Source organism: Microbacterium wangyouchuni, from assembly GCF_051546305.1.
Taxonomy (GTDB): domain Bacteria; phylum Actinomycetota; class Actinomycetes; order Actinomycetales; family Microbacteriaceae; genus Microbacterium.
In genome coordinates, this window is record NZ_JBPTMA010000001.1 from 250,134 (window position 1) to 273,821 (window position 23,688).

Annotated in this window: 23 protein-coding genes and 1 riboswitch; of the genes, 18 read left to right on the forward strand and 5 right to left on the reverse strand. The window is 65.3% G+C overall.

Features of this window, described 5'->3' with window-relative positions; translation table 11 throughout:
* Positions 1-108 precede the first annotated feature (108 nt).
* Both ACSS7Z_RS01245 and ACSS7Z_RS01250 read left to right on the forward strand, forming a co-directional pair.
* On the forward strand, positions 109-567 hold the full coding sequence (locus ACSS7Z_RS01245) for a type II toxin-antitoxin system Phd/YefM family antitoxin (RefSeq protein ID WP_438252605.1): 459 nt from the start codon (positions 109-111) through the stop codon (positions 565-567).
* Positions 564-905, forward strand: coding sequence for a HepT-like ribonuclease domain-containing protein (locus ACSS7Z_RS01250; RefSeq protein ID WP_438252606.1), 342 nt, complete (start codon positions 564-566; stop codon positions 903-905). Before ACSS7Z_RS01245 ends, ACSS7Z_RS01250 begins: the two co-directional genes overlap by 4 nt.
* Before the next feature lie 72 nt (positions 906-977).
* On the opposite strand, the gene ACSS7Z_RS01255 is transcribed toward ACSS7Z_RS01250, so the two are convergent.
* Together ACSS7Z_RS01255 and ACSS7Z_RS01260 are read right to left on the reverse strand one after the other, a co-directional pair.
* On the reverse strand, positions 978-1,586 hold the full coding sequence (locus tag ACSS7Z_RS01255) for a hypothetical protein (protein WP_438252607.1): 609 nt from the start codon (positions 1,584-1,586) through the stop codon (positions 978-980).
* 52 nt (positions 1,587-1,638) lie between these two features.
* Positions 1,639-1,755: riboswitch (SAM riboswitch) on the reverse strand.
* A 103-nt stretch (positions 1,756-1,858) separates the two neighbouring features.
* On the reverse strand, positions 1,859-2,707 hold the full coding sequence (locus tag ACSS7Z_RS01260) for a hypothetical protein (RefSeq protein ID WP_438252608.1): 849 nt from the start codon (positions 2,705-2,707) through the stop codon (positions 1,859-1,861).
* A gap of 436 nt (positions 2,708-3,143) precedes the next feature.
* Between ACSS7Z_RS01260 and ACSS7Z_RS01265 the strand changes: the two genes are divergently transcribed.
* From ACSS7Z_RS01265 to ACSS7Z_RS01300, 8 genes are all read left to right on the forward strand, one after another.
* Positions 3,144-3,749, forward strand: coding sequence for a TetR/AcrR family transcriptional regulator (locus tag ACSS7Z_RS01265; RefSeq protein WP_438252609.1), 606 nt, complete (start codon positions 3,144-3,146; stop codon positions 3,747-3,749).
* 85 nt (positions 3,750-3,834) lie between these two features.
* The gene (locus tag ACSS7Z_RS01270) at positions 3,835-5,346 is read left to right on the forward strand and encodes an MFS transporter (RefSeq protein ID WP_438252610.1); all 1,512 of its coding nucleotides are present in this window, start codon (positions 3,835-3,837) and stop codon (positions 5,344-5,346) included.
* A gap of 102 nt (positions 5,347-5,448) precedes the next feature.
* On the forward strand, positions 5,449-6,258 hold the full coding sequence (locus ACSS7Z_RS01275; RefSeq protein WP_438252611.1) for an SDR family NAD(P)-dependent oxidoreductase: 810 nt from the start codon (positions 5,449-5,451) through the stop codon (positions 6,256-6,258).
* A gap of 12 nt (positions 6,259-6,270) precedes the next feature.
* Positions 6,271-7,473: a serine hydrolase domain-containing protein gene (locus ACSS7Z_RS01280; protein WP_438252612.1), complete on the forward strand. Its 1,203-nt coding sequence runs from the start codon at positions 6,271-6,273 to the stop codon at positions 7,471-7,473.
* A gap of 38 nt (positions 7,474-7,511) precedes the next feature.
* Positions 7,512-9,761, forward strand: a complete 2,250-nt coding sequence (locus tag ACSS7Z_RS01285; RefSeq protein WP_438252613.1) for a cytochrome P450 — start codon at positions 7,512-7,514, stop codon at positions 9,759-9,761.
* Positions 9,758-10,192 (forward strand): HtaA domain-containing protein, encoded by a 435-nt coding sequence (locus tag ACSS7Z_RS01290; protein ID WP_438252615.1) that lies wholly within the window; start codon positions 9,758-9,760, stop codon positions 10,190-10,192. Before ACSS7Z_RS01285 ends, ACSS7Z_RS01290 begins: the two co-directional genes overlap by 4 nt.
* Positions 10,193-10,231: 39 nt before the next feature.
* A complete protein-coding gene (locus tag ACSS7Z_RS01295; RefSeq protein WP_438252616.1) occupies positions 10,232-11,227 on the forward strand; it encodes a PfkB family carbohydrate kinase in 996 nt (331 codons plus the stop codon).
* 79 nt (positions 11,228-11,306) lie between these two features.
* Positions 11,307-11,894 (forward strand): TetR/AcrR family transcriptional regulator, encoded by a 588-nt coding sequence (locus ACSS7Z_RS01300; RefSeq protein WP_438252617.1) that lies wholly within the window; start codon positions 11,307-11,309, stop codon positions 11,892-11,894.
* A gap of 102 nt (positions 11,895-11,996) precedes the next feature.
* Here ACSS7Z_RS01300 and ACSS7Z_RS01305 read toward each other — a convergent pair whose 3' ends face one another.
* On the reverse strand, positions 11,997-13,220 hold the full coding sequence (locus ACSS7Z_RS01305) for a hypothetical protein (protein ID WP_438252618.1): 1,224 nt from the start codon (positions 13,218-13,220) through the stop codon (positions 11,997-11,999).
* A 99-nt stretch (positions 13,221-13,319) separates the two neighbouring features.
* Between ACSS7Z_RS01305 and ACSS7Z_RS01310 the strand changes: the two genes are divergently transcribed.
* The gene (locus ACSS7Z_RS01310; RefSeq protein ID WP_438252619.1) at positions 13,320-14,570 is read left to right on the forward strand and encodes an MFS transporter; all 1,251 of its coding nucleotides are present in this window, start codon (positions 13,320-13,322) and stop codon (positions 14,568-14,570) included.
* Positions 14,560-15,129, forward strand: coding sequence for a DapH/DapD/GlmU-related protein (locus ACSS7Z_RS01315; RefSeq protein ID WP_438252620.1), 570 nt, complete (start codon positions 14,560-14,562; stop codon positions 15,127-15,129). Before ACSS7Z_RS01310 ends, ACSS7Z_RS01315 begins: the two co-directional genes overlap by 11 nt.
* A 73-nt stretch (positions 15,130-15,202) precedes the next feature.
* On the opposite strand, the gene ACSS7Z_RS01320 is transcribed toward ACSS7Z_RS01315, so the two are convergent.
* Positions 15,203-15,868 carry a hypothetical protein gene (locus tag ACSS7Z_RS01320; protein WP_438252621.1) on the reverse strand — a complete coding sequence of 222 codons (666 nt, stop codon included), beginning with the start codon at positions 15,866-15,868 and terminating at the stop codon, positions 15,203-15,205.
* A 195-nt stretch (positions 15,869-16,063) separates the two neighbouring features.
* On the opposite strand from ACSS7Z_RS01320, the gene ACSS7Z_RS01325 reads away from it, so the two are divergent.
* Positions 16,064-16,828 carry an IclR family transcriptional regulator gene (locus tag ACSS7Z_RS01325; RefSeq protein ID WP_438252622.1) on the forward strand — a complete coding sequence of 255 codons (765 nt, stop codon included), beginning with the start codon at positions 16,064-16,066 and terminating at the stop codon, positions 16,826-16,828.
* Between the two features lie 25 nt (positions 16,829-16,853).
* Here ACSS7Z_RS01325 and leuC read toward each other — a convergent pair whose 3' ends face one another.
* Positions 16,854-18,260, reverse strand: coding sequence for a 3-isopropylmalate dehydratase large subunit (gene leuC, locus ACSS7Z_RS01330; protein WP_438252623.1), 1,407 nt, complete (start codon positions 18,258-18,260; stop codon positions 16,854-16,856).
* Positions 18,261-18,522: 262 nt separating this feature from the next.
* Here leuC and ACSS7Z_RS01335 point away from each other — a divergent pair, with 262 nt between their 5' ends.
* The 5 genes from ACSS7Z_RS01335 to ACSS7Z_RS01355 are packed head-to-tail and all read left to right on the forward strand — an operon-like array spanning position 18,523 to position 23,642.
* On the forward strand, positions 18,523-20,250 hold the full coding sequence (locus ACSS7Z_RS01335; RefSeq protein WP_438252624.1) for a nitrilase-related carbon-nitrogen hydrolase: 1,728 nt from the start codon (positions 18,523-18,525) through the stop codon (positions 20,248-20,250).
* A complete protein-coding gene (locus ACSS7Z_RS01340; protein WP_438252625.1) occupies positions 20,247-21,116 on the forward strand; it encodes a branched-chain amino acid ABC transporter permease in 870 nt (289 codons plus the stop codon). The genes ACSS7Z_RS01335 and ACSS7Z_RS01340 overlap by 4 nt, the downstream gene beginning before the upstream one ends.
* Positions 21,113-22,156 carry a branched-chain amino acid ABC transporter permease gene (locus ACSS7Z_RS01345; RefSeq protein ID WP_438252626.1) on the forward strand — a complete coding sequence of 348 codons (1,044 nt, stop codon included), beginning with the start codon at positions 21,113-21,115 and terminating at the stop codon, positions 22,154-22,156. Before ACSS7Z_RS01340 ends, ACSS7Z_RS01345 begins: the two co-directional genes overlap by 4 nt.
* Complete coding sequence (locus ACSS7Z_RS01350) at positions 22,153-22,926, forward strand: ABC transporter ATP-binding protein (RefSeq protein WP_438252627.1); 774 nt, start codon at positions 22,153-22,155, stop codon at positions 22,924-22,926. Before ACSS7Z_RS01345 ends, ACSS7Z_RS01350 begins: the two co-directional genes overlap by 4 nt.
* Positions 22,923-23,642: an ABC transporter ATP-binding protein gene (locus ACSS7Z_RS01355; protein ID WP_438252628.1), complete on the forward strand. Its 720-nt coding sequence runs from the start codon at positions 22,923-22,925 to the stop codon at positions 23,640-23,642. The genes ACSS7Z_RS01350 and ACSS7Z_RS01355 overlap by 4 nt, the downstream gene beginning before the upstream one ends.
* The last annotated feature ends 46 nt before the right edge of the window (positions 23,643-23,688 follow it).

Genomic DNA, 23,688 nt, shown 5'->3' on the forward strand with positions numbered 1-23,688 from the left:
TGGAAGGATCTCGGGATCTGAGTGAAGCTGTGGTGGGCGGACAGGGAACTGCCCACCACAGCACTCCGAAGATCTGTACAATTTCATGTACATCTTCTGGAGGTGCGCATGGAAGTCATCTCAGTCGCCGATGCTCGGTCTGGCTTGTCGGCGCTCATCGCTGGTTTTCGTGAGGCTCCGGACGCTGCTCCGGTCACGGTCGGGTCTCATCGAAGGCCAGAGGTGGTACTCCTCTCGCTGGAGACCTACCGCAGGCTCACGGCTCAGTCGGAGCCAGTGGTCTCACTTGAGCGACTCCGGCAACTGAAGCCGGTGATCGAGCGACTCGCCCATGCTGCACGCCTCGAATTGGTTCAGGTATACGGATCGGTCGCGCGGGGTGAGCAAGCGGACGGGAGCGATCTCGACCTGCTCGTCACCGCGGCGTCCGACGCGACCCTCTTCGATATCGCGCAGTTCGAGATGGACATGGAAGTGCTCGTTGGGACGCCCGTGTCAGCACTGTCGGTCGCATCCCTTGATGACAAGCGCGACGCGACGATCCTTCGCGAAGCCGTGCCGTTGTGAACGAGGCCGACCGCACCCAGCGTTGGCTCGATGAGCTGCGTTCTACGCTCGACACCGCTGCTGATCTGGTCGAACGAGGGCACGACGCCTACGACAAAGATCTGGCCGTGCCGCTGGCATTCGAGGCGCTGTCCAACCGCATCGGCGATCTTGCGAAGCGCCTTGTAGTAGCTGACTCGGAGCGCTTCTCCGCCCTGATTTGGCGGCAGGCCGCGCGTCATCGTGACTACGTGGTTCATCACTATGACCGACTGGATGGCGAACTACTCTGGCGCACGGTGACCGAAAGCTTCCCCGAGCTGGCGGCGCTCGTTCGGGCGGAGCAGCAAACAGGCTGAGGCCACAGCTCACAAACGGAACCTGAGCTGCCACGGCGGGCCGACTCGCGTCAGCCCGCCGCAGCATCCGATTCAGTGGGTCACGTCGGCCGGCGAGAACGTCGACTTGCCGAGAGCCTCCTGCGCTCGCCGATACGTCTCGGGCGTGAACCCGGCAGCTTCCAGGTCGGCGGCGCGCTGGGCGTAACCGAACCCGTCCGGAATCATGCCAGCCTCAAGCTCGGATGTGCGCTCTGCGCGCAGCTGTGACGCAGGATGCACGAAGCCGCGTGGCTCGTACTGGTAGAGATTCCAGCACCAGGCGATCGCGTGGCCCCGAGTGAATCCGGCCCAGTCGCCGCGCTCCACCGGAACATCAGCGTCCGAAGCAGACAGCGCGCGGCGCACGTGCACCCAGCCTCGTTCGCCGCGCTGGTGTGCTTCATTCTGAACGGCGACCGTGTTTGCCTGGTCGATGGCGTCGAGCTCGGCCGCGACTTGCTCAACGGTGAGGACTGCGTCGCCCTCAGCCGTCGCGCGGGTGAATCCTGAGGGTCGCAGTGAGCGCAGGTAGTCGCTCCGCGCGGACTGGAGGCGCCGCTGGTTGCCGCTGGATCCGGGCCCGCTGCTGTCGCTGAGGCCGAGTTGGCGCCACCACAGATCCTGTGAGTGATCGGTATGGGTAGAGGTGTTTTCGCTCATCAGAGCATCCCTTCGTGGGAAGAGTTCGCGTCGTCGCACCGGAAGACGCGAACCCATCGACTTGCCCGAACACGTGTGCGTCGGACCGGTTCTTCCCCTGGGGCACCCCGCTCGATGGAGGAGGGTTGCCGTGCAGCCAGCCAGGTACCCGTGGCTGCAACTCTTGAACCTGAAAGGGACTGTAGCAGAGGGTGGGGACATTCGCCATGAAGCATCGAAAGCCCCCATCTATCGGTGTGGCAGAGAGTCGAGCCCTCTGCCACACCCACCCATTACGGCTGAACGAACACCTCGTCAGCCAGCATCCCGGGGCTGACCCGGATCAGCACCGTCTCGCCGTCCGGAACGAGGAAGGCCTGAGAGCCGGTGGCAGATGCACCGTTGTAGAGCTCGTCCATCCCGATGCCGTCCGCGAGAACAACCATCGAGTCGTAGCTGTTGACGACGTTGCCGGCGCTGGTGACGAAGGCGATGCCGACCTCGGCCGCGAGACCGGACTCATCACCGGTGTATGTGACCGTGTAGTTCACGATCTCGTAGTGCGACCCCGCAGGTGCCGGGTCGTTGAACATGCCATCGGCAACCGCAGCCGCCCCGTCAGCGGTGTAGCTGTTCACGACGACGGTCCAGTCATCGGTGCTGATCTGCGAGGCAAGCGGGTACGGGTTTTCGCGAGTGCCCTGCTCGGCAGCATCCGCCGGCTCTTCCTCATCTACCGCGACGACCTCTTCATCTGCAGGCTGCGTGACGGTGGTTTCGGTGTCGCCGAAAGCCTCGTCGAACGCTTCATCGGCCGCGCTCGCGATAACGCCCAAGAAGACGACCACCCCGACGATCGTGCCAACAACCGACAGGATGAGGCCGACGACGCCCATCCACTTGCGACCGCCCTTGAGGAACAGCGACACGAGGCTGATCACGAACGCGATCGGCAGCAGGATCCAGCCGACGATCAGAGCGCCAGGAATGCACGCGAAGATGAAGCCGACGGCTGCCACGATGAGCGCGACCAGCGCGAGGACGTTCGTCTTCTTCGGCGCGGATACCGTCGCCTCAGCGGGCGGCATCGGAGGAGGCATCTGCTGCGGAGCGGGAGTCGCAGGAGGGTTGGGAATGGACATGTGATTCTCCTTCAGGAGTGTGCGTGGAGCACCGGCCTGCCCCACGACGGATGCCGTAGGGCGATGGTTCGCACGCACGCCGAATATCGCCCTAAGGGCAGGGCGCGAATCGGGGAACTCGAGTCGGGTTCCAGGGCCCGTGCGGACCTATCGAGGTTGAGTGTATTCGGGGGCATGGACATTGGTCCCGATGCCTTGCAGCGACTGGGATGTCCGGCGACCGCGGTAGCATCCGATGACGGCATTTCTCGGCACGCAGTAGGAGCGTCGTTATGGAGACCGCTACCATCCAGTCATGACCCGCATGGTTCCCGCCCGTCCTCGTGCACCCAGCGCAAGGTCCGAAATGCTCGGCCGGCCGTGCCGACGGCTTCGGGCCCTGGCATGATGAATACGCCTCGGTCCAGATTCGCCGGGCAGAGCGGAGCGCAAGACCTTGAGCGGTGCACCTGAGCGCGTCTCGCGCGCAGAGCAGAAGCGGCGCACGCGAGACGCCCTGATCTTCGCGGCCCGCGGCCTGTTCGTCGCACAGGGTTATTCCCCGACGACGGCAGACGCGATCGCGAGAGCGGCGAACGTCTCGCGCGCAACCTTCTATCTCCATTTCCGCTCGAAGGCCGAGATCATCATCGAGCAGATGCGCTCGGTCGAGCCCGAGATCCTCGCCGACTTCCGCAAGCTCGCCGAGACCCCTGCTGAGCAGGAGGCTTTGGAAGCCTGGCTCCGTCAGCACGCGGCTACCTGGCGCCGCCACCAGATGGAGTTCAGTGCGATCGTGCAGGCGATGGCTGCCGAGCCTGCGGTCGCCGACGAGTGGTTCGAGGAGTACGGGCGCATCGTCGCCGAACTGCCCGAGCTCGTCAGCCGCCTCGTCGACTCGGGCCTCGACGACAACGGTGCCCAGGCACGGTTGATCGCCGTCGCGATGACGATCGACCGCGCATTTTATTTCGGAATTATCGGTGACCGGCCGGACTTTCTCGACACGATCATCTCCGAAATTGCCTCCACCCTGGCCTTCGGGTTGACGAGCCGTGCATGAATTTAGGTAGACACCTGTCTACTGAATGAGTTACTCTCTCGAAGATGCACGGCGCCGACGCCGTGCCAGACAGAGAGTTGAGACGATGACGTCCTCCGACATCGCTCCACCGGTCACGTCCGGCGGAAAGATCCGAGCAACCACCCCCACCGCATACCTCCCCTGGCGTCGTGCCGGCCTGGCGATGGCCCTCACATTCTCGTTGTTGCAGCTGCTCAACGAGGTCGGCGCCATGATGGCGATCCCGCTCTACGGATCGATGAGCAGCGAACTCGCCCTGAGCCCAGGTCAGGCCACCTGGGCGCTGATGAGCACGACCATCTTCGGCGCGGCGACTATCGCACTGCTGTCGAAGGCGGGCGATCTCTACGGTCACCGCCGACTGATGGTGATCTCGGTGCTCGGTATCGCCCTGGGCTTCGTGATCTCAGCCCTCGCGCCCAATTTCATCGTGCTCGTCATCGGACGCGCCCTCACCGGCACGATGGCCGGGCAGGCGCTGTGCGTCGGCATCCTCAACGCTCGACTGTCGGTCGGTGATCGCACGCGTGCCGTCGCGATAATCGCGGGCGGCCAGGCCATCGGCATCTTTGTCGCATTCGCCTTTGGCGGCATGATCGTCGAGTTCGGCGGAACCTGGCGCGGCGCTTTCTGGATCGGCGGAGTGTTGACCGCACTGAGCCTCGTTGCTTTCCTCATCTGGGGTATGGATTCGGATGCACGCAAGGAATCGGATGCGCGGGCACGCAGCGCCAGCACGCGCAAGCGCATCGAGCCCGGAGGCGTGTTGTTGCTGGGCGTTGGCCTCACCGTGCTCTGCATTGGCATCGCTCAATCCACGACCTGGGGCCTCACCTCGCCCGCCACGCTCCTCACCGTGCTCGGTGGCGCTGCAGTGCTCGCGGCCTCGTTCTTCGTCGAATCGAAGGCGAAGAACCCGCTCCTCGACGTGCGCTCGCTGCTCGGGCGCAACCTGACCCCCGCCTACCTCGTCTTCCTGACGCTCGGTGTGTGCGGAATGCTGCTCTACAACCTCACCCTCACCCTCCTGCAGGTGCCCGGTGACCCGGTGAGCGTCGGCTTCGGCCTCAGCCCGCTGCAGGCCGCGTTCGTCTTCCTGCCGATGACGCTCGCAGGTATCGTCGCGGCGAAGACCGTCCCGGTCCTCGTGCGCCGCACCTCCGCAGGGGTCACCCTCGTGATCGGTGGCCTGCTGCTAATGGCCGCGTTCACCGCGCTGCGCTTCGGGCACACGTCGCTGGTGGTGATCGTGGTCGCGATCCTCGTCTTCGGATTCGGCTACACGACGCTGCTGACGACAGCTCTGTCTGTCATCACGACCGAGGCGCCGAAGGAGACGGCCGCCGGAACTGCGTCGCTGTACGTCTCGATGGCGCTCGCGGCATCCTCGCTGGGTGGCGCGATCTTCGCCGCACTGCAGGCGGCGAACTCCGTGCCGGTCGAGGGCGGTGTGCTGCCGACTGTGGGGCTGTTCGACACTGGCTACCTCATCGCAGCGGGTGCGACGCTCGTCGCGATCGTCTGCGGCCTCGTGATCCGCCCAACCAAGCTCACAAGCAGCAACATCACACACTGAGAACAAAACCGGTCTGCCACATTCACTAGACACATGTCTAGTGAATGTGGCAGACTCGTCTCACGGTCAGGCAGACCGTCACTATCGCTCGAGGAGGAGCACATGACATTCGAGGGCACCGTCGCACTTGTCACCGGGGCCGGCTCCGGGATGGGACTCGCCACTGTTCGCGCGCTGCACGCCGCGGGCGCCACCGTCTACGGACTGGACATCTCCCCGAGCGTCGCCGACGTTCTCGCCGACCTGGACCGTGCCACCGGTCTTGCCGTCGACATCGCTGACAGTGCCGCAGTCAACGCTGCCTTCGCACGCGTCGAGGCCGAGCAGGGTCGCCTTGACGTCCTCGTCAACGCCGCGGGAGTCAACGCCCCGAACCGTGCAGCACTTGATGCGCTCAACGACGAGAACCGCAAGATCTTCGATGCGATGAAGGCCGGTCGTAAGCACGACTCCGAGTTCTTCGAGTTCGTCAGCGACGAAGACTTCGACCGCGTCATGCGCATCAACCTCTACGGCACCTTCTACACGATGCGTGCAGCAGTGCCGCTCATGAAGCGCAACGGCGCAGGCTCCATCATCAACTTCTCGTCGGCTGCCGCACTCATGGGGGTCACGATGCCCGCCTACTACCCGGCATCCAAGGCCGCGGTGCTCGGCCTCACCCGCGAGGGGGCCGCGGAACTTGCACCCTTTGGCATCCGCGTCAATGCGCTGGCTCCCGGCGCAATCGACACACCGCTGTTCCGTCAGAGCGATGACGAGTTTGCTGAGTTCCTCATCGGGATGCAACCGATCCGCCGTGCCGCGCAGCCCGAGGAGATCGCCGAGATGGTGCTCTTTCTCGCCGGCCCTTCGGCCTCGTACCTGACCGGTCAGACGATCTCGCCCTCGGGCGGGCTCGTGATGGTCTGAGCGGAGCATCCGATGACGATCCCCGTTTCGCAGACCAGCACCCCCGATGTCGTCACCCGCGGCGACGTTGACCCGCGCGCTCTCGAGCGCTTCACCGCCGAGATCACCGCCGACATCGAACGCGGTTCCTACGACGGCGCGCACGTGATCCTCGCCCGTGGTGGCGAGAAGGTGCTTGACACCACGATCGGCTGGTCTGAGCGCGTGTCCGGCCGTGAGATGCGCCCGGACGACGTGTTCCGTGTTCTCTCGCTGACCAAGGCATTCACGAACCTCATGGCGCTGCGCGCCATCGGCGAGGGCAAGCTCGCGCTCTCCACCCGCGTCGTCGACCTGATCCCCGAGTTCCTCGGAACCGATCCGTTCCGGATGCTGCGCAAGGACCGCATCAGCCTCATCCACCTGCTCACGCACCGCTCCGGACTCACCCCCACGCCGAACCCCGGCCTCGGCCCCGACGGTTTCGGCGTGCTCGCCGACGTCATCCAGGCGCTCGGTGGCGTGGACGTGCTGTTCGAGCCGGGGGAGAACCTCAACTACGCACCGGCCATCAACCATGCCCTGATGGGTGAGATGGTCCGCCGCGCCTACGGTGGGGACTCCTTCGGTGAGCTCGCGCAGGAGCTGATCTTCCGCCCGCTCGGCATGACCGAGACGTCATTCGGGCTGCCGAACGCGCTGGCCGATCGTGCAGTGCCGCTGAAGGCCTACCTCCCGGACGGCGGCTTCTTGCAGCCCAGCGACATCGAGGTGCTCAACGACGTAATCACCGTAGATGCCGAGATGCCCTGGGTGGGCTCGGTCTCGACCGCAGGCGACGTGCACGCGTTCGCCGAGTGGCTGCGCCGTCGTGGCGAGCAGGGCGGCGAACAGCTCGTCGCGCCCGCCGTCCTCGATCAGGCCACCACGCTGCAGACCGGTGACATGCCCAACGACCTTTATGCCGAGATGGCGAAGGCGCGCGGGTGGGAGGTCCCGCAGGGCAACTTCGGCCTCGGCTTCTCGCTGTCGGGCACAGGAACCGCGCCGAACTTCTTCGGACCGTTCACCTCACCGCGCACGCACGGCAATTACGGTGCGGGCTCATCGCTGTTCTGGATCGACCCCGAGCGCGACTTCACCTTCACCTTCCTGTCCGCCGGAGTTATGGAGGAGAGCGAGAACGTCGCCCGCTTCCAGAAGCTGTCGACGATGGCGATCGCCGCCGCCCTCTGACCGGCACCCGCAACCACACGAGAACGACGGAGTTCGACATGACCGACATCCTCACGGCACCCGCGGCCCTGCGCCCCGTGGCCGCCACCTTCGACGCCATGAGCGACGACTACTACCGCGACCCGGCCGCGCACTTCGCCGCTGTGCGCGACGAGAATCCGGTGTTCTGGTACAGCTGGCTGAACGCCTGGATCGTCACGCGCCGCGAAGACGTGCTCACCGTGCTCGGCGACTGGACGGAGTTCTCCTCCGCCGGAAACACCGCGACGATCGACGTTCCGGAGCGCTTCCAGCACATCGTGCCGCCAGGACTGATGGCCCAGCTCATCGTCGGGATGGACCCCGACGAGCACACGCTGCATCGGAACATCGCATTGCGCGGTTTCACGAAGGCGCGCATGGAAGAGCTGCGTCCGCAGATCGAGGAGCGCGCGCACCGCATCCTCGACAAGATCCAGCAGCAGGGCTCGGCCAACATCATGGTCGAGTACTGCCTCGAGCTGACCACCCAGACGCTGCTCGCTCACCTCGGCCTCGGCTGGGAGTATGACGACCTCATGCGACGGTTGCGTGGCGACATGGGCCGGGTGCTCTCCTCTGCGCAGGAAGTGATGCCAGCCGACGTTATCGACGAGGTGTGGGAGGGCTTCTCCGGCGCCTTCGCCGAGATGTCCACGGTGGTCGCCGAGCGTCGCGAGAGTCCGGGCACCGACTTCATCAGCGAGATGGCCGTGCAGCGCGGTGCCGACGGCGAGTACGCGCTGAGCGTGCCGCAGATCGCCATCAAGATCTGCGAGTTCGCAATGGCAGGCACCGACAGCACCGCGCAGGCGATGACCAACGCCATCCTCTTCCTCAGCCAGAAGCCCGAGTACATCGACGAGGCCATCGCTGAGCCTTCGCTGTGGGCCAACGTCTTTGAAGAGACGGTTCGTCGCCGACCGTCGGCGCCGTTCGCCTCCCGTCAGGCGATGCGCGATCTGGAGCTCTCGGGCGTGCAGATCGCCAAGGGCGACATGATCTGGGTCGCACTGGCAAGCGCGAACACCGAGGCCGCGCACCACGCCGTGCCCTTCGACTTCAATATCCACCGCGAGAACCCCACCGACCACCTCGCCTTCACGATGGGCCGCCACACCTGCCTCGGTCAGGAGCTCGCCCGCGTGCAGGGCGCGACCGGCCTGAAGGTGCTCTTCGAGCGTCTTCCGTCGTTGCGGCCGGTGCCGGACTTCCCGCTGGAGTTCATCAAGATGGCGCTCCTCCCGGTGCGCACGAGTCTGCCGGTCGTGTGGGATATCGCCGATATTGAAAAGGCCAAGAAGAACGTCAAGCGCGACATGAGCCTCACGATCGCGAGCAAGGCGGATGCCGCCGACGGTGTCGCAGCCCTCACGCTGCGGCATCCAGACGGCGACGTGCTTCCTGAATGGCTGCCCGGTGCGCATGTCGATGTGGCTGTTCCTGTCGCGGGCGGCGGCGTGGTTGTGCGCCAGTACTCGCTGTCGTCGTCTCCGAACGAGCGCAGCGAGTGGCGCCTCGGCATCCTGCGCGAGGCGAACGGCCGCGGAGGATCGCTGGCTGTGCACGACGCGCTGCGTTCAGGCGACAGCATCCGGGTCGGATGGCCGCGCAACAACTTCCACTTCCTGCCGTCGAAGCGCTACGTGTTCGTCGTCGGCGGCATCGGTATCACTCCCATGCTGCCGATGATCGCCGCGGCAGATGCGGCCGGGGCCGAGTGGGTGCTGCACTACGGCGGACGTTCGCGCCGGTCGATGGCCTTCGTCGATGAGCTCACTGCGTACGGTGAGCGGGCGAACCTGGTTCCGCAGGACGAGTTCGGTCACCTTGACCTGGCCGGGATCTTTACCGAGGTCGCCGCAGACACTCTCGTTTACGCGTGCGGGCCGGAGCCGCTGCTCAAGGCGCTCGACGCGGCCCTCGCGCACTGGCCGGAAGACACCCTGCACACCGAGAGATTCGCGCCCAAGAAGATCGAGCGGTCGAGCCCCGACACCGAGTTCGAGGTCGAGTTCGCGACGTCGGGTCGCGTCGTGACCGTTCCGGTCGGGGTCTCGATTCTGGATGCTGCTGAGAAGGCCGGTCTCACCACGATCTCGTCTTGCCGCGAGGGCACCTGCGGCACCTGCGAGACCCCGATTCTCAGTGGATCGGCCGATCACCGTGACTCCATCCTCACGCCGAAGGAGCAGCAGCGTGGCGAGTCGATGATGATCTGCGTCTCGCGAGCCATGGGCAATTGCCCGCGGCTCGTGCTCGACGCGTGAGTCACTCTATGTACCTCGAGTGGAGCATCAAGCTCAGCCTTCTTCTGTATGTCACGTCATCGCCGGGTGGTGCGGTGCGCGCCGATGGCGTGACGTCGGAGAAGGGGCAATTCCGGTTCCCTCTGGTCGCCTCCTCTGACGGCGAGCATGCGACGACCGGATCGGTCGCGCTGTTCGCCCACTACGGAATGCCGATCACCTCACTGGAATCGCCGCGCGCATATCGCTCTGCAGACGGCTCTTGGCTGCTCGCCATCTCACCCGGCGGGCAAGCTGTAGATGCTTTCGCACTCAGCACGCCGCGCGAAGAGGGCGACAGCGTCGTGTTCGATCGGGTGACTCTCACCTCTGCCGGGGCGGAGCTGTTCGGCGGTTCGTACCCGGTTGGCGAGGCGTTCGATCCGATTGTGTTGCACTGCTCGGTTTCCTGACGACACACGCGTTCTGACCATGGTGGATAGGCTGTCCGCATGCGCACCCGTGCCGAGACCGATGACCGACGGGCGCCGAATGCACACCCACCCCGCGTGATCCACACCGGCCAAGCGCTGGTCGACCTGGTCATCGAAGTGCCCGACATCCCCGCGCGCGGACAGAACGTGATGGCCGGCTCCGACGCTCAATACGCCGGCGGCGCCGTTACCGTGCTGCTCGCCGCGGCCCGCCTGGGCGCGCAGTGCGTGCACGCGGGCGCACTCGGCACCGGCCCGCACGGCGATCTCATCCGTGAGGCACTGGATGCTGATGGCATCACAGCATCCGCCCCGCCGATCACCACGCGAGACACCGGGGTGTGCGTCGTGCTGGTCGAGCCGACCGCCGAGCGCACCTTCATCACGACGCTCGGCGCGGAGCGCGACATCACAGTCGACTCGCTTGCAACCGCCGACGTCCAGCCCGGCGACCTCGTCTGCGTCACGGGATACTCCCTCGCGGTCGCACAGACCCGAGACCCGCTGCTGACCTGGTTGGCAACCCGTCCCGAGGATGCCATCGTCGTCCTCGACCCCGGGGCCGCGTTCGCCGCGCTGCCCGCCGAAGTGCGCGACGTGATGCTCGCCCGCACTGACGTATGGACCGGCAACGCCGAGGAAGCGACCGACTTGCTGGCTGCGTTGGCTGTTCCGGTCGAAGCATCCGAACGCGAAATCGTGGCGCAAGCCGGCGCGCTGGCGCCGCTGATGCGGGCCGGTGCGATCACCATCGTCCGCGACGGCGCCGAGGGCTGCGCGGTGCATGCGCGCGGCGAAAGCACCTACGTGGCGGGCTTTCCGCAGACCCCCGTAGACACCAACGGCGCCGGTGATGCCCACACGGGTGCGCTGCTGGCCGGTATCGCGGGCGGCGCGAGCTGGGTGGACGCTTGCCGACGTGCCAACGCGGCGGCCGCGATCAAAGTCACCCGGCGAGGGCCGACAACCGCGCCGACCGCAGTTGAGGTCGAGGAGTTCCTGCGCGGCCGGTGAGTCCCTGAAACCATCTTCGGTGCGAAATTTTGTCACGGAGCGCTCAGTATGTGCTATTTTGCTCGGCTACGATCAGGGAATGGCCCGTCCAAGAAGCGAAAAGGCACGCCAGGCTGTCCTGGCTGCGATGCGGAATGCGCTGGCCACCGGGGGATATGAAGCTGCGACGATCGAGGGCTTGGCTGCTGAAGCCGAGGTATCGAAGCAGACGATTTACCGTTGGTGGCCGTCGAAATCAGCGATCCTGGGGGAAGCGCTGCTCGAAGGGGAATTACCGGGGAAAACCCCGCCGGTTCCGATGACAACGGATCTCGGCACCGACCTGCGCGAGTGGGTGGCGACGATGATGACGCATATCGGCACCGCCGAGAACACCGCGCTCGCGCGGGCGCTGATCGCCGTCAACGTGGCAGATCCAGAACTGGGTGCACGGCTCAATGGGCGGTACACCGAGCCGATCATCGGGTGGATCACCGAGCGCATCGAGCGTGGCAAGCAGGCCGGTGAAGTGCGTGTCGAGATCGATGCGGCAGCCGTCGCGAACCAATTCGCCGCCGCCGCCTCATACGCGGCTCTGCTCGGACGCAAGATCGACGACGCCCAGGCGGATGCTCTCGGCGAGGTGCTCATGCGCGGCATCGCCGTTCCCGAGGCATCCGCGTCCTAACAACGCCGGCACTTCGACAGGCTCCGTGACCAGTAACGCCGGGCGGCGGCTCTCGCTCCCTGAGCTTGTCGAAAGGGCGGCATCTGCCGTCCGCGGCATCCACTATCCAGCCGGAAGGTAGACGACCGAGCCGCTGTCGCGCGTGGAAGTGAGATACCCACCGATGGTCCGGATCCCGTCGCCGCTGGGCAGCTCTGCGATCGTGTTGGCCTCGAGGTCGAGGATGAGCGCCGGTGCACCGAAGGGTGCCGTGACGATGGTCTGTCCGTCGGCTGAGACGGCGTCGAGCTCGATGTCGGGGAAGTTTTTGCCGGTCGCTACCGAGTCGAGTCCGTTGTCCAGGCCGCCGGGGAGCTTCAAGACGGGGGTTCCTGCACTGTCGACGGCGGCGATAGTCCAGTAGTTGAAGTCGTCCAATTCGTAGAACACGCCATCCAGGGCAGAGGGCATGCCGGGGCCACGGGCACTGTCGAGCTTGCCGATCTCATTGCCGTCGAAGTCGTAGCCGGTGTAGGTGGCTTCGGTGAAGGAAACGCGGTCGGTGGTCAGCGCGAATCCGTCAGCGGCGAAGTTCACGAGGTCGTTCGGATCGCCGGGACTGCTTCCGGAGGCGGTGATCTCGCCAGTGGCGGCGTCGAAGATGGAGTACTCGGTGGTCATCATGTCGACGCACGCGATGTGTCCGGACAGCAGGTGGCATTGGGCGACGGCGCTCATCGCGGCCTGCCAGGCGATCTGCCCGGCACCATCGAAGGCGAGCAGCACCTCGCCGGCGTCGGCGGCGGCAAGGGCGTAGGCCGTCTCGCCCTCATGGGCGAACGCGGTCAATATCGAGATGTTGATGGGTGCTTCGTAGATGTTGGTGCGCTCGCCGGTGGCCAGGTCGACGCGCACGACGATGGAGCGGTAGGCGCCGTCGGCATTCATCTCGCTTTCGGAGGTGTACAGACGCTCATCCAGAACGGGCGCGCAGTTCACGCCGCCCGGCGTTTCGGTCTCGAGCCGCCACATGTCGCTGCCGGTTGCGAGGTCGGTGGCGATGAGCGTGACGGCCCTGTCTGTCAGATCGCGATGGATGGCGACGCCATCTCGGATGCCGCAGAGCATGTCATCGGAGACCCATTCGCCGGACGTTCCGGTGGAGTACTCGTTGAGCATCCACGCCCCGTCGTCGCCGGATGGATGCAGCACCAGATCAGTGGGAACGTCAGGGCCGCCGGAGTCGCCGCCGGAGATCAGGCCGCATCCGGACAGTGTTGCTGTCAGTGCCAGAGCGGCGGATGCTGCGGCGAAAGCGGCCGCGCGGCGCGTGCGTGTCGTGGTCATTGTGGATCCCCCCGTGGCGACTAAGACGCGACCAGCATAGCGAGGGCGGCCGCGCGGACCGCGGCGCCCGCCCCGTTGCCCCGGCCTACGCTGTTAGATATGCCCAGCACGACCACCGTCGCTCCTCTTCTCCGCCGCGCGCGCGTCGGCGTCGCACTGCTGTTTCTCACCAACGGTGCCCTGTTCGCGAACATTTTGCCGCGCTATCCGGAGATCAAGCGGACGCTCGGATTGGATGCTGCAGCCTACGGCCTCGCGATCGCCGCCTTCCCCGCCGGTGCGATCGTTGCCGGGCTTGCTGCGGCCGTGCTCATCCGTCGCTTCGGCTCGGCGAAGGTCGCCGTCATCGGCACCATCATCACCAGCCTCGGCCTGCTTGCGGCGGGAATCGCGCCGTCGGCACTGTTCTTCGCGCTGGGCCTGTTCCTCGGCGGCGCTTCCGACGCGATCACCGACGTCGGCCAGAACGCGCATAGTCTGCGCGTGCAGCGCGGCTACGGCCGCTCGATCATCAACTCCTTCCATGCGATCTGGTCGATCGGTGCGGTTCTCGGCGGATCGATGGCAGCTGTGGCGATCGCGATCGCGCTGCCCCTCGGCATCCATCTCGCCATCTCTGCCGTCGTGTTCTGCATCGTCGCGCTCATCGCACTTCGTCTGTGTCTGCCGGGCCGCGACGACGTCACCGAAGAGGATGCCGTCGCCGACGGCCCCGAGATCCGCGATGCCGTACGGCGGGGAATCTCGGGAAGGACGGTCTTCGTGATGGTCGCGCTCGTGCTCATTTCTATCGCTGGCGCCGTCGTCGAGGATGCTGGGATGTCGTGGGCGACCCTCTACCTCTCGGCCTCGCTGGACGCGCCCGCGGTCCTCGCCGCGACCGGCTATATCGCCCTCGTCGGCGCACAGTTCATCGGACGCCTCGCCGGCGACCGCTTCGTCGACCGGTTCGGACAGCGTGCCGTCGCCCGTGCTGGAGGGCTGCTCATCTTCGTCGGGATGGGGCTGGCGCTGATGTTTCCGACCGTGCCCGGCACGATCCTCGGCTTCGCCACGGCAGGTTTCGGGTCGGCGACGCTCATTCCCGCCGCGATGCAAGCAGCCGACGCGCTTCCGGGCCTGCGCCACGGCGCCGGCCTCACGATCGTGTCGTGGCTGCTGCGGCTGGGCTTCCTGCTCTCGCCGCCGTTCGTCGGTTTCATCGCGGACAACGCCGGGCTCCGGTGGGGGTTGCTCGTCGTGCCCGTTGCGGGACTCGTCGCGATGGTGTTCGCCGGCGTGCTGGACAGGCGGCGGGCTCCTGGACTGATCACCACGGCTGCAGAGAAGGAGAAGGACCATGGATCTTGACGATCTTCTGGACGAACTGAATTCTGGTCGCACCATTAAGGGGGACTCGCCACTGCACGAGGTCATGCATCGGACGAGTCAGGAGGCGATGCGCATCACCGGTGAGCTCAACGGCAGCTACCACGAGCCGGCCGAAGTGCGCGCGCTGCTGTCGCGTCTGATCGGGAAGCCGGTGGATGAGACGGTGACGATGTTCCCGCCGTTCTCCTCAGACTTCGGGCGGAACATCACGCTCGGCAAGCGCATCTTCATCAATGCCGGATGCAAGTTCCAAGACCAGGGCGGCATCACCATCGGCGACGACTGCCTCATCGGACACAACGTGGTCATCGCGACCCTCAACCACGACCTGGCTCCGAGCCGTCGTGCGGACATGCACCCGGCTCCTGTCACGATCGGCCGCAACGTGTGGATCGGCGCCAACGCCACCATCCTGGCCGGGGTCACGATCGGCGACGACGCCGTTGTGGCTGCGGCATCCGTAGTCACCAAGGATGTGCCGGCGGGGTCGATCGTCGTGGGCTCACCCGCGCGTGTGGTGCGCTCCGTTCCTGAGTGAGCGGGGCGGGGGTGAAGGTAGGCGCGCTACGAGCGCGTCCCGGTGTGTGCCGCGCACGTCGGCCCACCTGGGGTCACCCGGCCTCGGTGCGCCGATCTTGGAACGCGATCGTCGCAAGGACGCCGACCAGCAGCACCAGCTCGAACGCATTCGTGACCGCTCCGCTGGGAAAATCGAACGGGATGGCGCTTCCGATCACCATGAGGATGGTGACGATGCACAACCACGGCCACCCCTGGCGCTTCCACGCGTAGATGCCGGCGACAAGCAGCGCGGCAGCCACGAACAGCACCATGAGCGGCGGGCCACCCGGGGCATTCTCATTCGAATAGCTCAGCGTTCCGTACTCGTGCTGCGCGACCAGCTGCGCCGGAGCCGCGCCCACGATCACCTCGTAGGTGACGAGCGCGGCCGTGATCACGATGGCTCCCAGCGTCGCCCACGAAGTCTTGGCCCAGCGCACACCAGCGCGAACGAGCACGTTCCACGCGACGAGCACCAGCATCGGCGTCACCAGCGCGTGCAACCAATAGCGCACGGCGTTGAGCGCCTCGAGGCCCGCGCTCTCGCCGATGAATGAACCGAGACCGATCACGGCGTTGTCATAGACGAGGGCTGCGAATACGAGTAGTGCGAGGTCGGAGACGATCAGTCGCCCGCGTCGAACTGTTAGCGCGATCCCCCAGATCAGCAGGACGAGGTACGCGATCGCGAAACCCAAGAAGAGAATGGTGTCCATCATCACCTCCGGTCGTGTCGGGCAAGAATGTCACACGACGGCGATCGGGGCTAGGGGTGTCAGCATGTGGGAGAAAGAATTGCACAAGGTGGGACAGGTCGCGCCGTGATGGGTTAGCGTGGATCCATTGGTGAATCCGATGGCGCTCTCCCGCAGCAACGAAGCGCGGGTGATCGCATCGGGATTGGGGAAGTTTTGGCCTCCAAGGATGAATCGGACGGTCAGGGTCGTGTGCCTGGCGCGGAGAGCGGCCGCCGACTGCTGTCAGTGCTCCTGAGCTTCACGGAGTCGCGGCCGCTGTGGACCGTCGCCGACCTCTCGCACGAGCTCGGTATGGGCACTTCGATGGTTTACCGCTACATTGCCCTGCTTCGCGAAGTCGGACTCGTGGATGCCGCCGAGGGAAGTCAGTACCGCATCACTGACCTGGCGTCATCGCTGGCCGCCGCTTCTGCCGCAGTCCGGGCCCCCATCGCCGCAGCCTCCGCACCGGTGATCGCTCAGATTCGTGACGAGATCGGTGAGGCCGTCCTAGTCGCGCGGCGCAGTGGATGGCGCGTATACACCGTCGAGCGCGCAGAGTCGAACAGGCCCGTCCGGCTGCAGTTCGAGCATGGCCAGGCGATGAGTCTGCACGTCGGATCGATGTCGCGTGTGCTGCTGGCCTCGCTTCCGCGCACCGAGCGAGACAGCTACATCGCGCAACTGCCGGAAGACATCCGTGCCGTGCCGCAGCTGCAGCCCGGCGCATTGGATGATGTCTCGGCTCAGGGGTTTGCCGAGAGCTTCGAGGAGATCGACGACGGCATCTGGGGAGTTGCTGCTCCGCTGTACTCCGGCGACGAGGTCGTTGGAACGATCGGATGCGCAGCCCCGCTGTATCGAACAGCCGCCGATCAGCGGGCGAAGATCCGCGAAGCCATCCGTGCGGGTGCGAAGGAGATCAGCGCGAAGCTCTGACTCCGGGCGCTCGCCGCAGCGCGGTTCAGGCGATGTCTGCCGGGGCGGCGAGTCGACCCACGACCGCGGTCGCGGCTGCTACAGCAGGCGAGACCAGATGAGTCTTTGCTCCAGCACCCTGGCGTCCTTCGAAGTTCCGATTCGAGGTGGATGCGCAACGCTCTCCCTCATGCAGCTGATCGGGATTCATGCCCAGGCACATCGAGCATCCCGCAAACCGCCATTCGGCCCCGAAGCGGGTGAACACCTCGTCGAGACCCTCAGCTTCCGCCTCCAGTCGCACGCGAGCGGAACCGGGCACGACGATCATGCGGATGCCCTCGGCCATGGTCCGATCGCGCACGATCTCGGCCGCCACCCGCAGATCATCAAGCCGTGAGTTCGTGCACGAACCAAGAAAGACCACATCCACCGGAATGTCGCGCATCGCCGTGCCCGGCTCCAGAGCCATGTACTCCAGAGCGCGCAGTGCAGCCGTGCGTTCATCGGCGTCCTCAAAGGAATCGGGGCTCGGCACCCGGCCGCTGAGGGGGACGCCCTGGCCCGGATTGGTTCCCCAGGTGACGAACGGTGTGAGCTCGCTCGCATCCAACCGCACTTCCCGATCGAACACGGCTTTCGGGTCGCTGCGCAGGCTGCGCCACTGGTCGACGGCGGCATCCCAATCCTCGCCCTGCGGGGCATGCGGGCGGCCCTTCAGATACGCGAACGTCGTCTCGTCCGGCGCGATGATCCCGGCACGCGCGCCAGCTTCTGCGGACATGTTGCAGATGGTCATGCGCCCGTCCATCGAGAGTGACTCGATCGCCGAGCCCCGGTATTCGATGATGTGGCCCTGGGCGCCGGTCATGCCGATCTTCGCGATCACGGCGAGGATGATGTCTTTGGCGCTGACGCCGGGGGCGAGTTCGCCGTCCACGGTCACGGCCATGGTGCGAAACCGGGGCAGTGTGATCGTCTGCGTCGCAAGGACGTGCTCGACTTCGCTGGTGCCGATGCCGAACCCGAGGGCACCGAACGCGCCGTGCGTGGAAGTGTGCGAATCGCCGCACGCGATCGTCAGCCCGGGCATCGTCAGGCCCAACTGTGGCCCGACAACGTGGACGATGCCCTGCTCGCGGTCGCCGAGAGAGTGCAGTCGGATGCCGAAATCTTCGCAGTTCCGACGTAGCGTCTCGATCTGCAAGCGACTGATTGGATCGGCGATCGGGCGGTCGATGTTCAACGTCGGCGTGTTGTGGTCTTCGGTGGCGATGGTCAGATCCGGGCGGCGTACGGGCAGCCCGGCAATCCGCAGCCCGTCGAAAGCTTGGGCGCTGGAGACCTCGTGCACGAGATGCAGGTCGACATAGAGAATGTCGGGAGCGCCGTCGGTGCCTGCGCTCACGACATGGCGGCGCCACAGCTTCTCCGCCAGGGTCAGAGATTCCATGAAAGCTCCCTGCAGCATGTGATGGTCGTTTGCACTATGTGAGATAGATCCACGCGTGATCCGGTGCGTCGCGCGTGAATCGCCGGCGGAGGTGCAGCTGATCTGCAAGCGCACAAATCTGCGCTGGAACGGACCGCGTTCGACAGTGACGGGATCCGGTGCAACTCTGCTCATACAGGTTGACACACTTCGACGACTCGATCTACAGTTGCGGCATTCTCACTTTAAGAAATTCCAATTTGCAGAGAGTGGAAACACATCGATGACGATGAACAACAACGACAAGGCCGTCGTCCGTGTCGCCACCGCCCAGTTCTTCTCGGGCACAGACGTCGCGGAGAACCTCCAGCTCGTGGTGCACTACATGCGCGAAGCCGCAGCCGTTGGTGCCGCCCTGCTGGTGACCCCCGAGAACTCGAACCGGGTGCGAGACTACGCCGACCGTGACGAGTGCTTCGCCAAGAGCGAGCCGCTCGATGGGGCGTTCATCACCGGAGTCAGCGCGGCGGCAGCAGAACTCGGGATCATGGTCGCACTCGGTGTCGACGTGCGCGGTGAGCAATCACCGGACGTGCACATCGCCTCGGTGCTCATCGACGCGACCGGCGAGATCCTGCACGTTCACCACAAGACCGTCTTCTGGGATTACGAGTACACGCTGTTCACCCCGGGCACGAAAGAGATCGAGGTCATCGATACCCGGATCGGCAAGGTCGGGCAGCTGCTGTGCGCCGATGGCATCGTTCCCGAGGTGCCCCGAATTCTCGCGCTCAAGGGCGCTGAGATCCTCGTGAACTCGCTGAACTCCCGCGGACCTGACGAGATGCGCGTGCATGAGCCGCTTCGGGCGATCGAGAACCATGTCTGGCATGTCGCAGCCAACACGGTCGGTGGCCCGGCGGACGGCTACCCGTGGACCGGTGGTTCCCAGGTGATCTCTCCCCTCGGTGACATCCTCGCGAACGCCGGTGAGACCGAAGAAGGCATGGTCTGGGCTGATATCACGCCCTCGACGAGCCATCCCAAGCGTCTGCGTGACATCGGCGATCTTGGTGTTTTTCGGCGGCCGGATCTTTACGGTGAACTCGTCGCCGATATCGGTGACCACGTCGTCGCCGACATGTACGGCCCCGTCCCTGACGGAACAGAGCCGCGGCCCGTTCGCGTCGCCACGCTGCAGACGTCGTGGTACCACTCCACTGAATGGACGTTGGCCCGGGCGGTGGCACAGGTCGGCTACGCGAAGGTGCGCGGTGCGCAGCTCGGCGTCTTCCCAGAACTGTTCATCCATCGCTCCGGTTCCATCGCGGAGGATCCCGCCGCCGCCGCGGAGCTCTCGGCCAGCGCGCTGGCGGCGTTGCAAGCGGCATCCGCTGAGCACGGCGTGTGGACGGTCGTCAGCCTGGTCGAGCAAGCCGGTGAAAATTTCTACTCCACGGCCCACCTGATCTCGGATTTGGGTGAGATCGCGGCGGCCTACCGCAAGGTGCACCTGAGTGAAGACGAGCGCGCGTGGGCGACTCCGGGCGACGAGTTCGTCGTTGCAGAGACGCCGATCGGCCGCATCGGACTCATGATCGGCAACGAGATCTGGTTGCCCGAGATCTCCCGCATCCTCGCACTGCGCGGCGCCGAGATCATCGCCCATCCGGCCGACTGGGATCGGCTGGAAGCCCCCACCCAGGCTGCGACCGAGCGCACGGAGGAGAACCGTGTCCACCTGGTCTCGACAGCGCGCACCGACAACCCCGCCGGCTACGGAAGTCAGATCGTCGTGGCCGACCGCTTCATTCCCGGTCAACCCATCGCAGTGATGCGCTACCCGACCGCGTACACGTCGCGCACGGGATTCGAGGAGAACATCTTCCTCGACCTCGACCTCGTCGATTCGCACAGCAAGGTCCAGGGTTACCACCTCGATCCTCTGGCGACGCGCCAGCCGAATCTGTACGACGTCCTCGTCGCCGATCAGGAGGGTCATCCGGAATGATCATCCAGTCGCTGATCAGCGGGCTGGCGATCGGAGGCATCTACGCCCTACTCGCCGTGGCGTTTCTGCTGACATACCGCGTTGCCGGCGTGCTGAACTTCGCTCAGGCGCAGTTCGTCATGCTCGGAGCCTTCGTGGCTGCGACGTTCGCTGGAATGTCCGGCATCCCGCTCCTTGCCGCCGCACTGCTCGGAATCGGTGCGGCCGCCCTCGCGGGCGTTCTCATGGAGCGCGTCACCTACCGGCCGCTGCGCAACAAGTCACACGCGTCGATGATCATCTCGACGGTTGCCGTCGGGATCGTGCTCGAACAGGCCGCGCATCTGATCTGGGGGCCGGAGCCACGAACCCTCGGGTCGCTCGTTCCCAACATCTCTATCGAGATCCTCGGTGCGCGTGTCTCGACTCTGTCGCTCTTCCTCATCGTCGTCTCGGTGCTGCTGATCATCGGTCTGAACCTCCTGCTGACCAAGACGCGGCTGGGTCGTCAGATGCAGGCTACGGCGATCGACGCCAACACCGCTCAGCTGATGGGTGTGCGCACCGGCGCCATGGTCGTGATCGCCTTCATCATCGCCACCGGACTATCGGGTGCAGCAGGCGTCCTGGTGGCGCCGATGTTCTCGGTGACGCTCTCGGTCGGCTTCCTCCTCGCGCTGAAGGCCTTTGCCGCCTGCGTCATCGGGGGGTTCGGCAACCTCACCGGCGCCGCCATCGCGGCGTTCGGACTCGGCATCGTCGAGAACCTGGCCGGGAGCCTGATCGGATCCGACAGCAAGGACCTCATCGCTTTCGGCCTCATGATCGTGTTCCTGTTCGTCCGCCCGCAGGGCATCTTCGGATCGAAAGTCGGTGAGAAGCTGTGAACGTCGCCACTCGCACTCGAGCCTCGCTCGCGTCAGCACCTCAGTCTTCGCGCTGGCAGAGCATTGGATCCTGGCTCGTGTGGCCGCTGCTCATGGTGCTGGTGATCGTGCTTGCGCTCGGCATCAAGAACAACTACTGGCTCCAGGTGACCGTCACCGCTGAGATCATGGTGATCGCGGCCGTCGGACTCTACGTCACGTTCGGGCTCAGCGGGCAGGTTTCGCTTGGCCAGGCTGCGTTCTTCGCCATCGGCGGGTACACGACGGGCCTGCTGGTGACGGAGCTGTCGATTGATCTCGGTCCGGCGATGATCATCGCCGTGATCGCCAGCATCGGGGTCGGCCTACTCATCGGCATCCCCTCCCTGCGGTTGAAGGGCCATTACCTGGCACTTGTAACGCTCGGATTCGGGCAGGTCGTCGCGCTCATCCTGATCAACTGGTCCTGGCTCACCGGCGGCGCACTCGGCGTCCGCAACATCGTCGCACCGCTGTTCGGTTCATTCGAGTTGGTCAAGGTATCGCACTGGGCGATCTTCATCGGCATCGTGATGGTTATCGCCATCTACGTAGTCCAGATGGTGCGTACCTCTTCATACGGTCGCGCTATGCAGGCGGTACGCGACAGCGATGTCGCCGCCGCGGCAATGGGCGTCTCGCTCAAGCACGTCAAGGTGCTTGCCTTTACGATCGGTGCGGCTTTCGCAGGTCTCGCCGGCGCACTGAACGCGGGCTTCATCACCTACATCAGCCCGGGTACCTACAACCTCGCCCTGTCCGTTTCGATGCTGGCGATGGTCGTCGTCGGCGGCGCGAAGAGTCCTTGGGGTGCGGTGATCGGGGCGGTACTGCTGACGTTCCTGCCCGAGGTGCTGCGCAGCGTGCAGGAGTACTACATGGTGATCTACGGCGTCGTGCTGCTGATCATGGTGGCGCTGGTGCCCGGCGGTATCTGGGGACTCATCCGGGATGGAATCGGCTGGGTGACGCGTCGGATACGACCCGCCCGCGCCGCGAGCGCGGAGGAGGTCACACGATGACCGACATTCTTACCATCAACGGTCTTGTCCGACGTTTCGGCGGTGTGACCGCGCTGGCCGGTGTCGATCTTTCGCTTGAGGCGGGGCAGATCCGCGCGCTGATCGGCCCGAACGGTTCCGGAAAATCCACGCTGATCAACTGCGTCTCCGCGGTGGATCGTTGGGACGAGGGCACGATCGTTGTCGACGGGGCCCCAGTAAAGGGACGCGATTCCGTCGCCGCCGCTCGCCGGGGCATCGCTCGAACCTTCCAGACCCTGCGCCTGTTCGATGACATGACGGTGCTTGAGAACGTCATGGTCGCCATGCACCACAGTCGCGGGTACGGAGTGTTCTCGGCGGTGGCGCTGCTGCCGCGGTACCGAAACTCTGAAGCGCGCATGCGCAAGCGGGCACTCGGTCTGCTCGACCGGGTCGGAGTAGCACCCTACGCTGACCTCATCGCCGGCACTCTCCCGTACGGACACCGGCGCCTCGTCGAGATCGCCCGCGCGCTCGCGCTGGATCCTGCACTCCTGCTGCTGGATGAACCCGCCGCCGGAATGAACGACGCGGAGACGCAGCGCCTGGCGGCTCTGGTCGCATCACTCGGCGGTGACGACGGACTGTCGATCCTCGTCGTCGAGCACAACATGGACTTTGTCGCCTCGGTCGCAACTCAGGTGACGGTGCTCGACAACGGTCGTATCATCGCCGAAGGCACGCCGGCTGAGGTGCGAGAGCATCCTGATGTGCTGCGGGCTTACCTCGGAAGTGAGGAGAACGCATGACCAACATCCTCGAAATCGAAGACCTGGTGCTCAGCTACGGCGCAGCCGCAGCGGTCCGCGGAATCAGCATGCACATCGCCGAAGGCGAGATCGTGACGCTGATCGGCGCGAACGGTGCCGGCAAGTCGACGACGCTGAAGGGCATCGTCGGACTCGAGCGTCCGACATCCGGCACTGTTCGCCTCGACGGCGTGAACGTCACCGGCAAACGCACCGACTGGCTTGCCCGCAAGGGACTCGCGCTCGTCCCGGAGGGACGCCGGGTGTTCGCCGGTCTCACCGTCATCGAAAACCTCGACGTCGCATCTGCTGCCAGCGGGATACGTGGCGCTGAGCTCAAGGCCGCCATCGCCGAGGTGCTGGAGATCTTCCCGCGGCTCGCAGAACGCCGAGACAGCTACGCCTGGATGCTCTCCGGAGGGGAGCAGCAGATGCTCGCGATGGGTCGGGCCATCATCTCCAAGCCGCGCCTGCTGCTCTTGGATGAGCCATCGCTCGGACTGTCGCCGAAGCTCGCTGTCGAGGTGGTGCAACTGATCGGACGTTACAGCCGAGAGCACGGGCTGTCCGTTCTCCTCGTCGAGCAGAACGCCCGTCTGGCGCTGGCCTCATCCGACCGCGGATACGTCATCGAGACCGGACGCATCGTCGCCGAAGGCGCGGCGGCCACGCTTGGCGACGAACCCGAAGTCCGCAAGGCGTATCTGGGCTCCTGAAGCCCACAATCCCTGAAGTACGAAGTACACCCGATCAGCACAACAG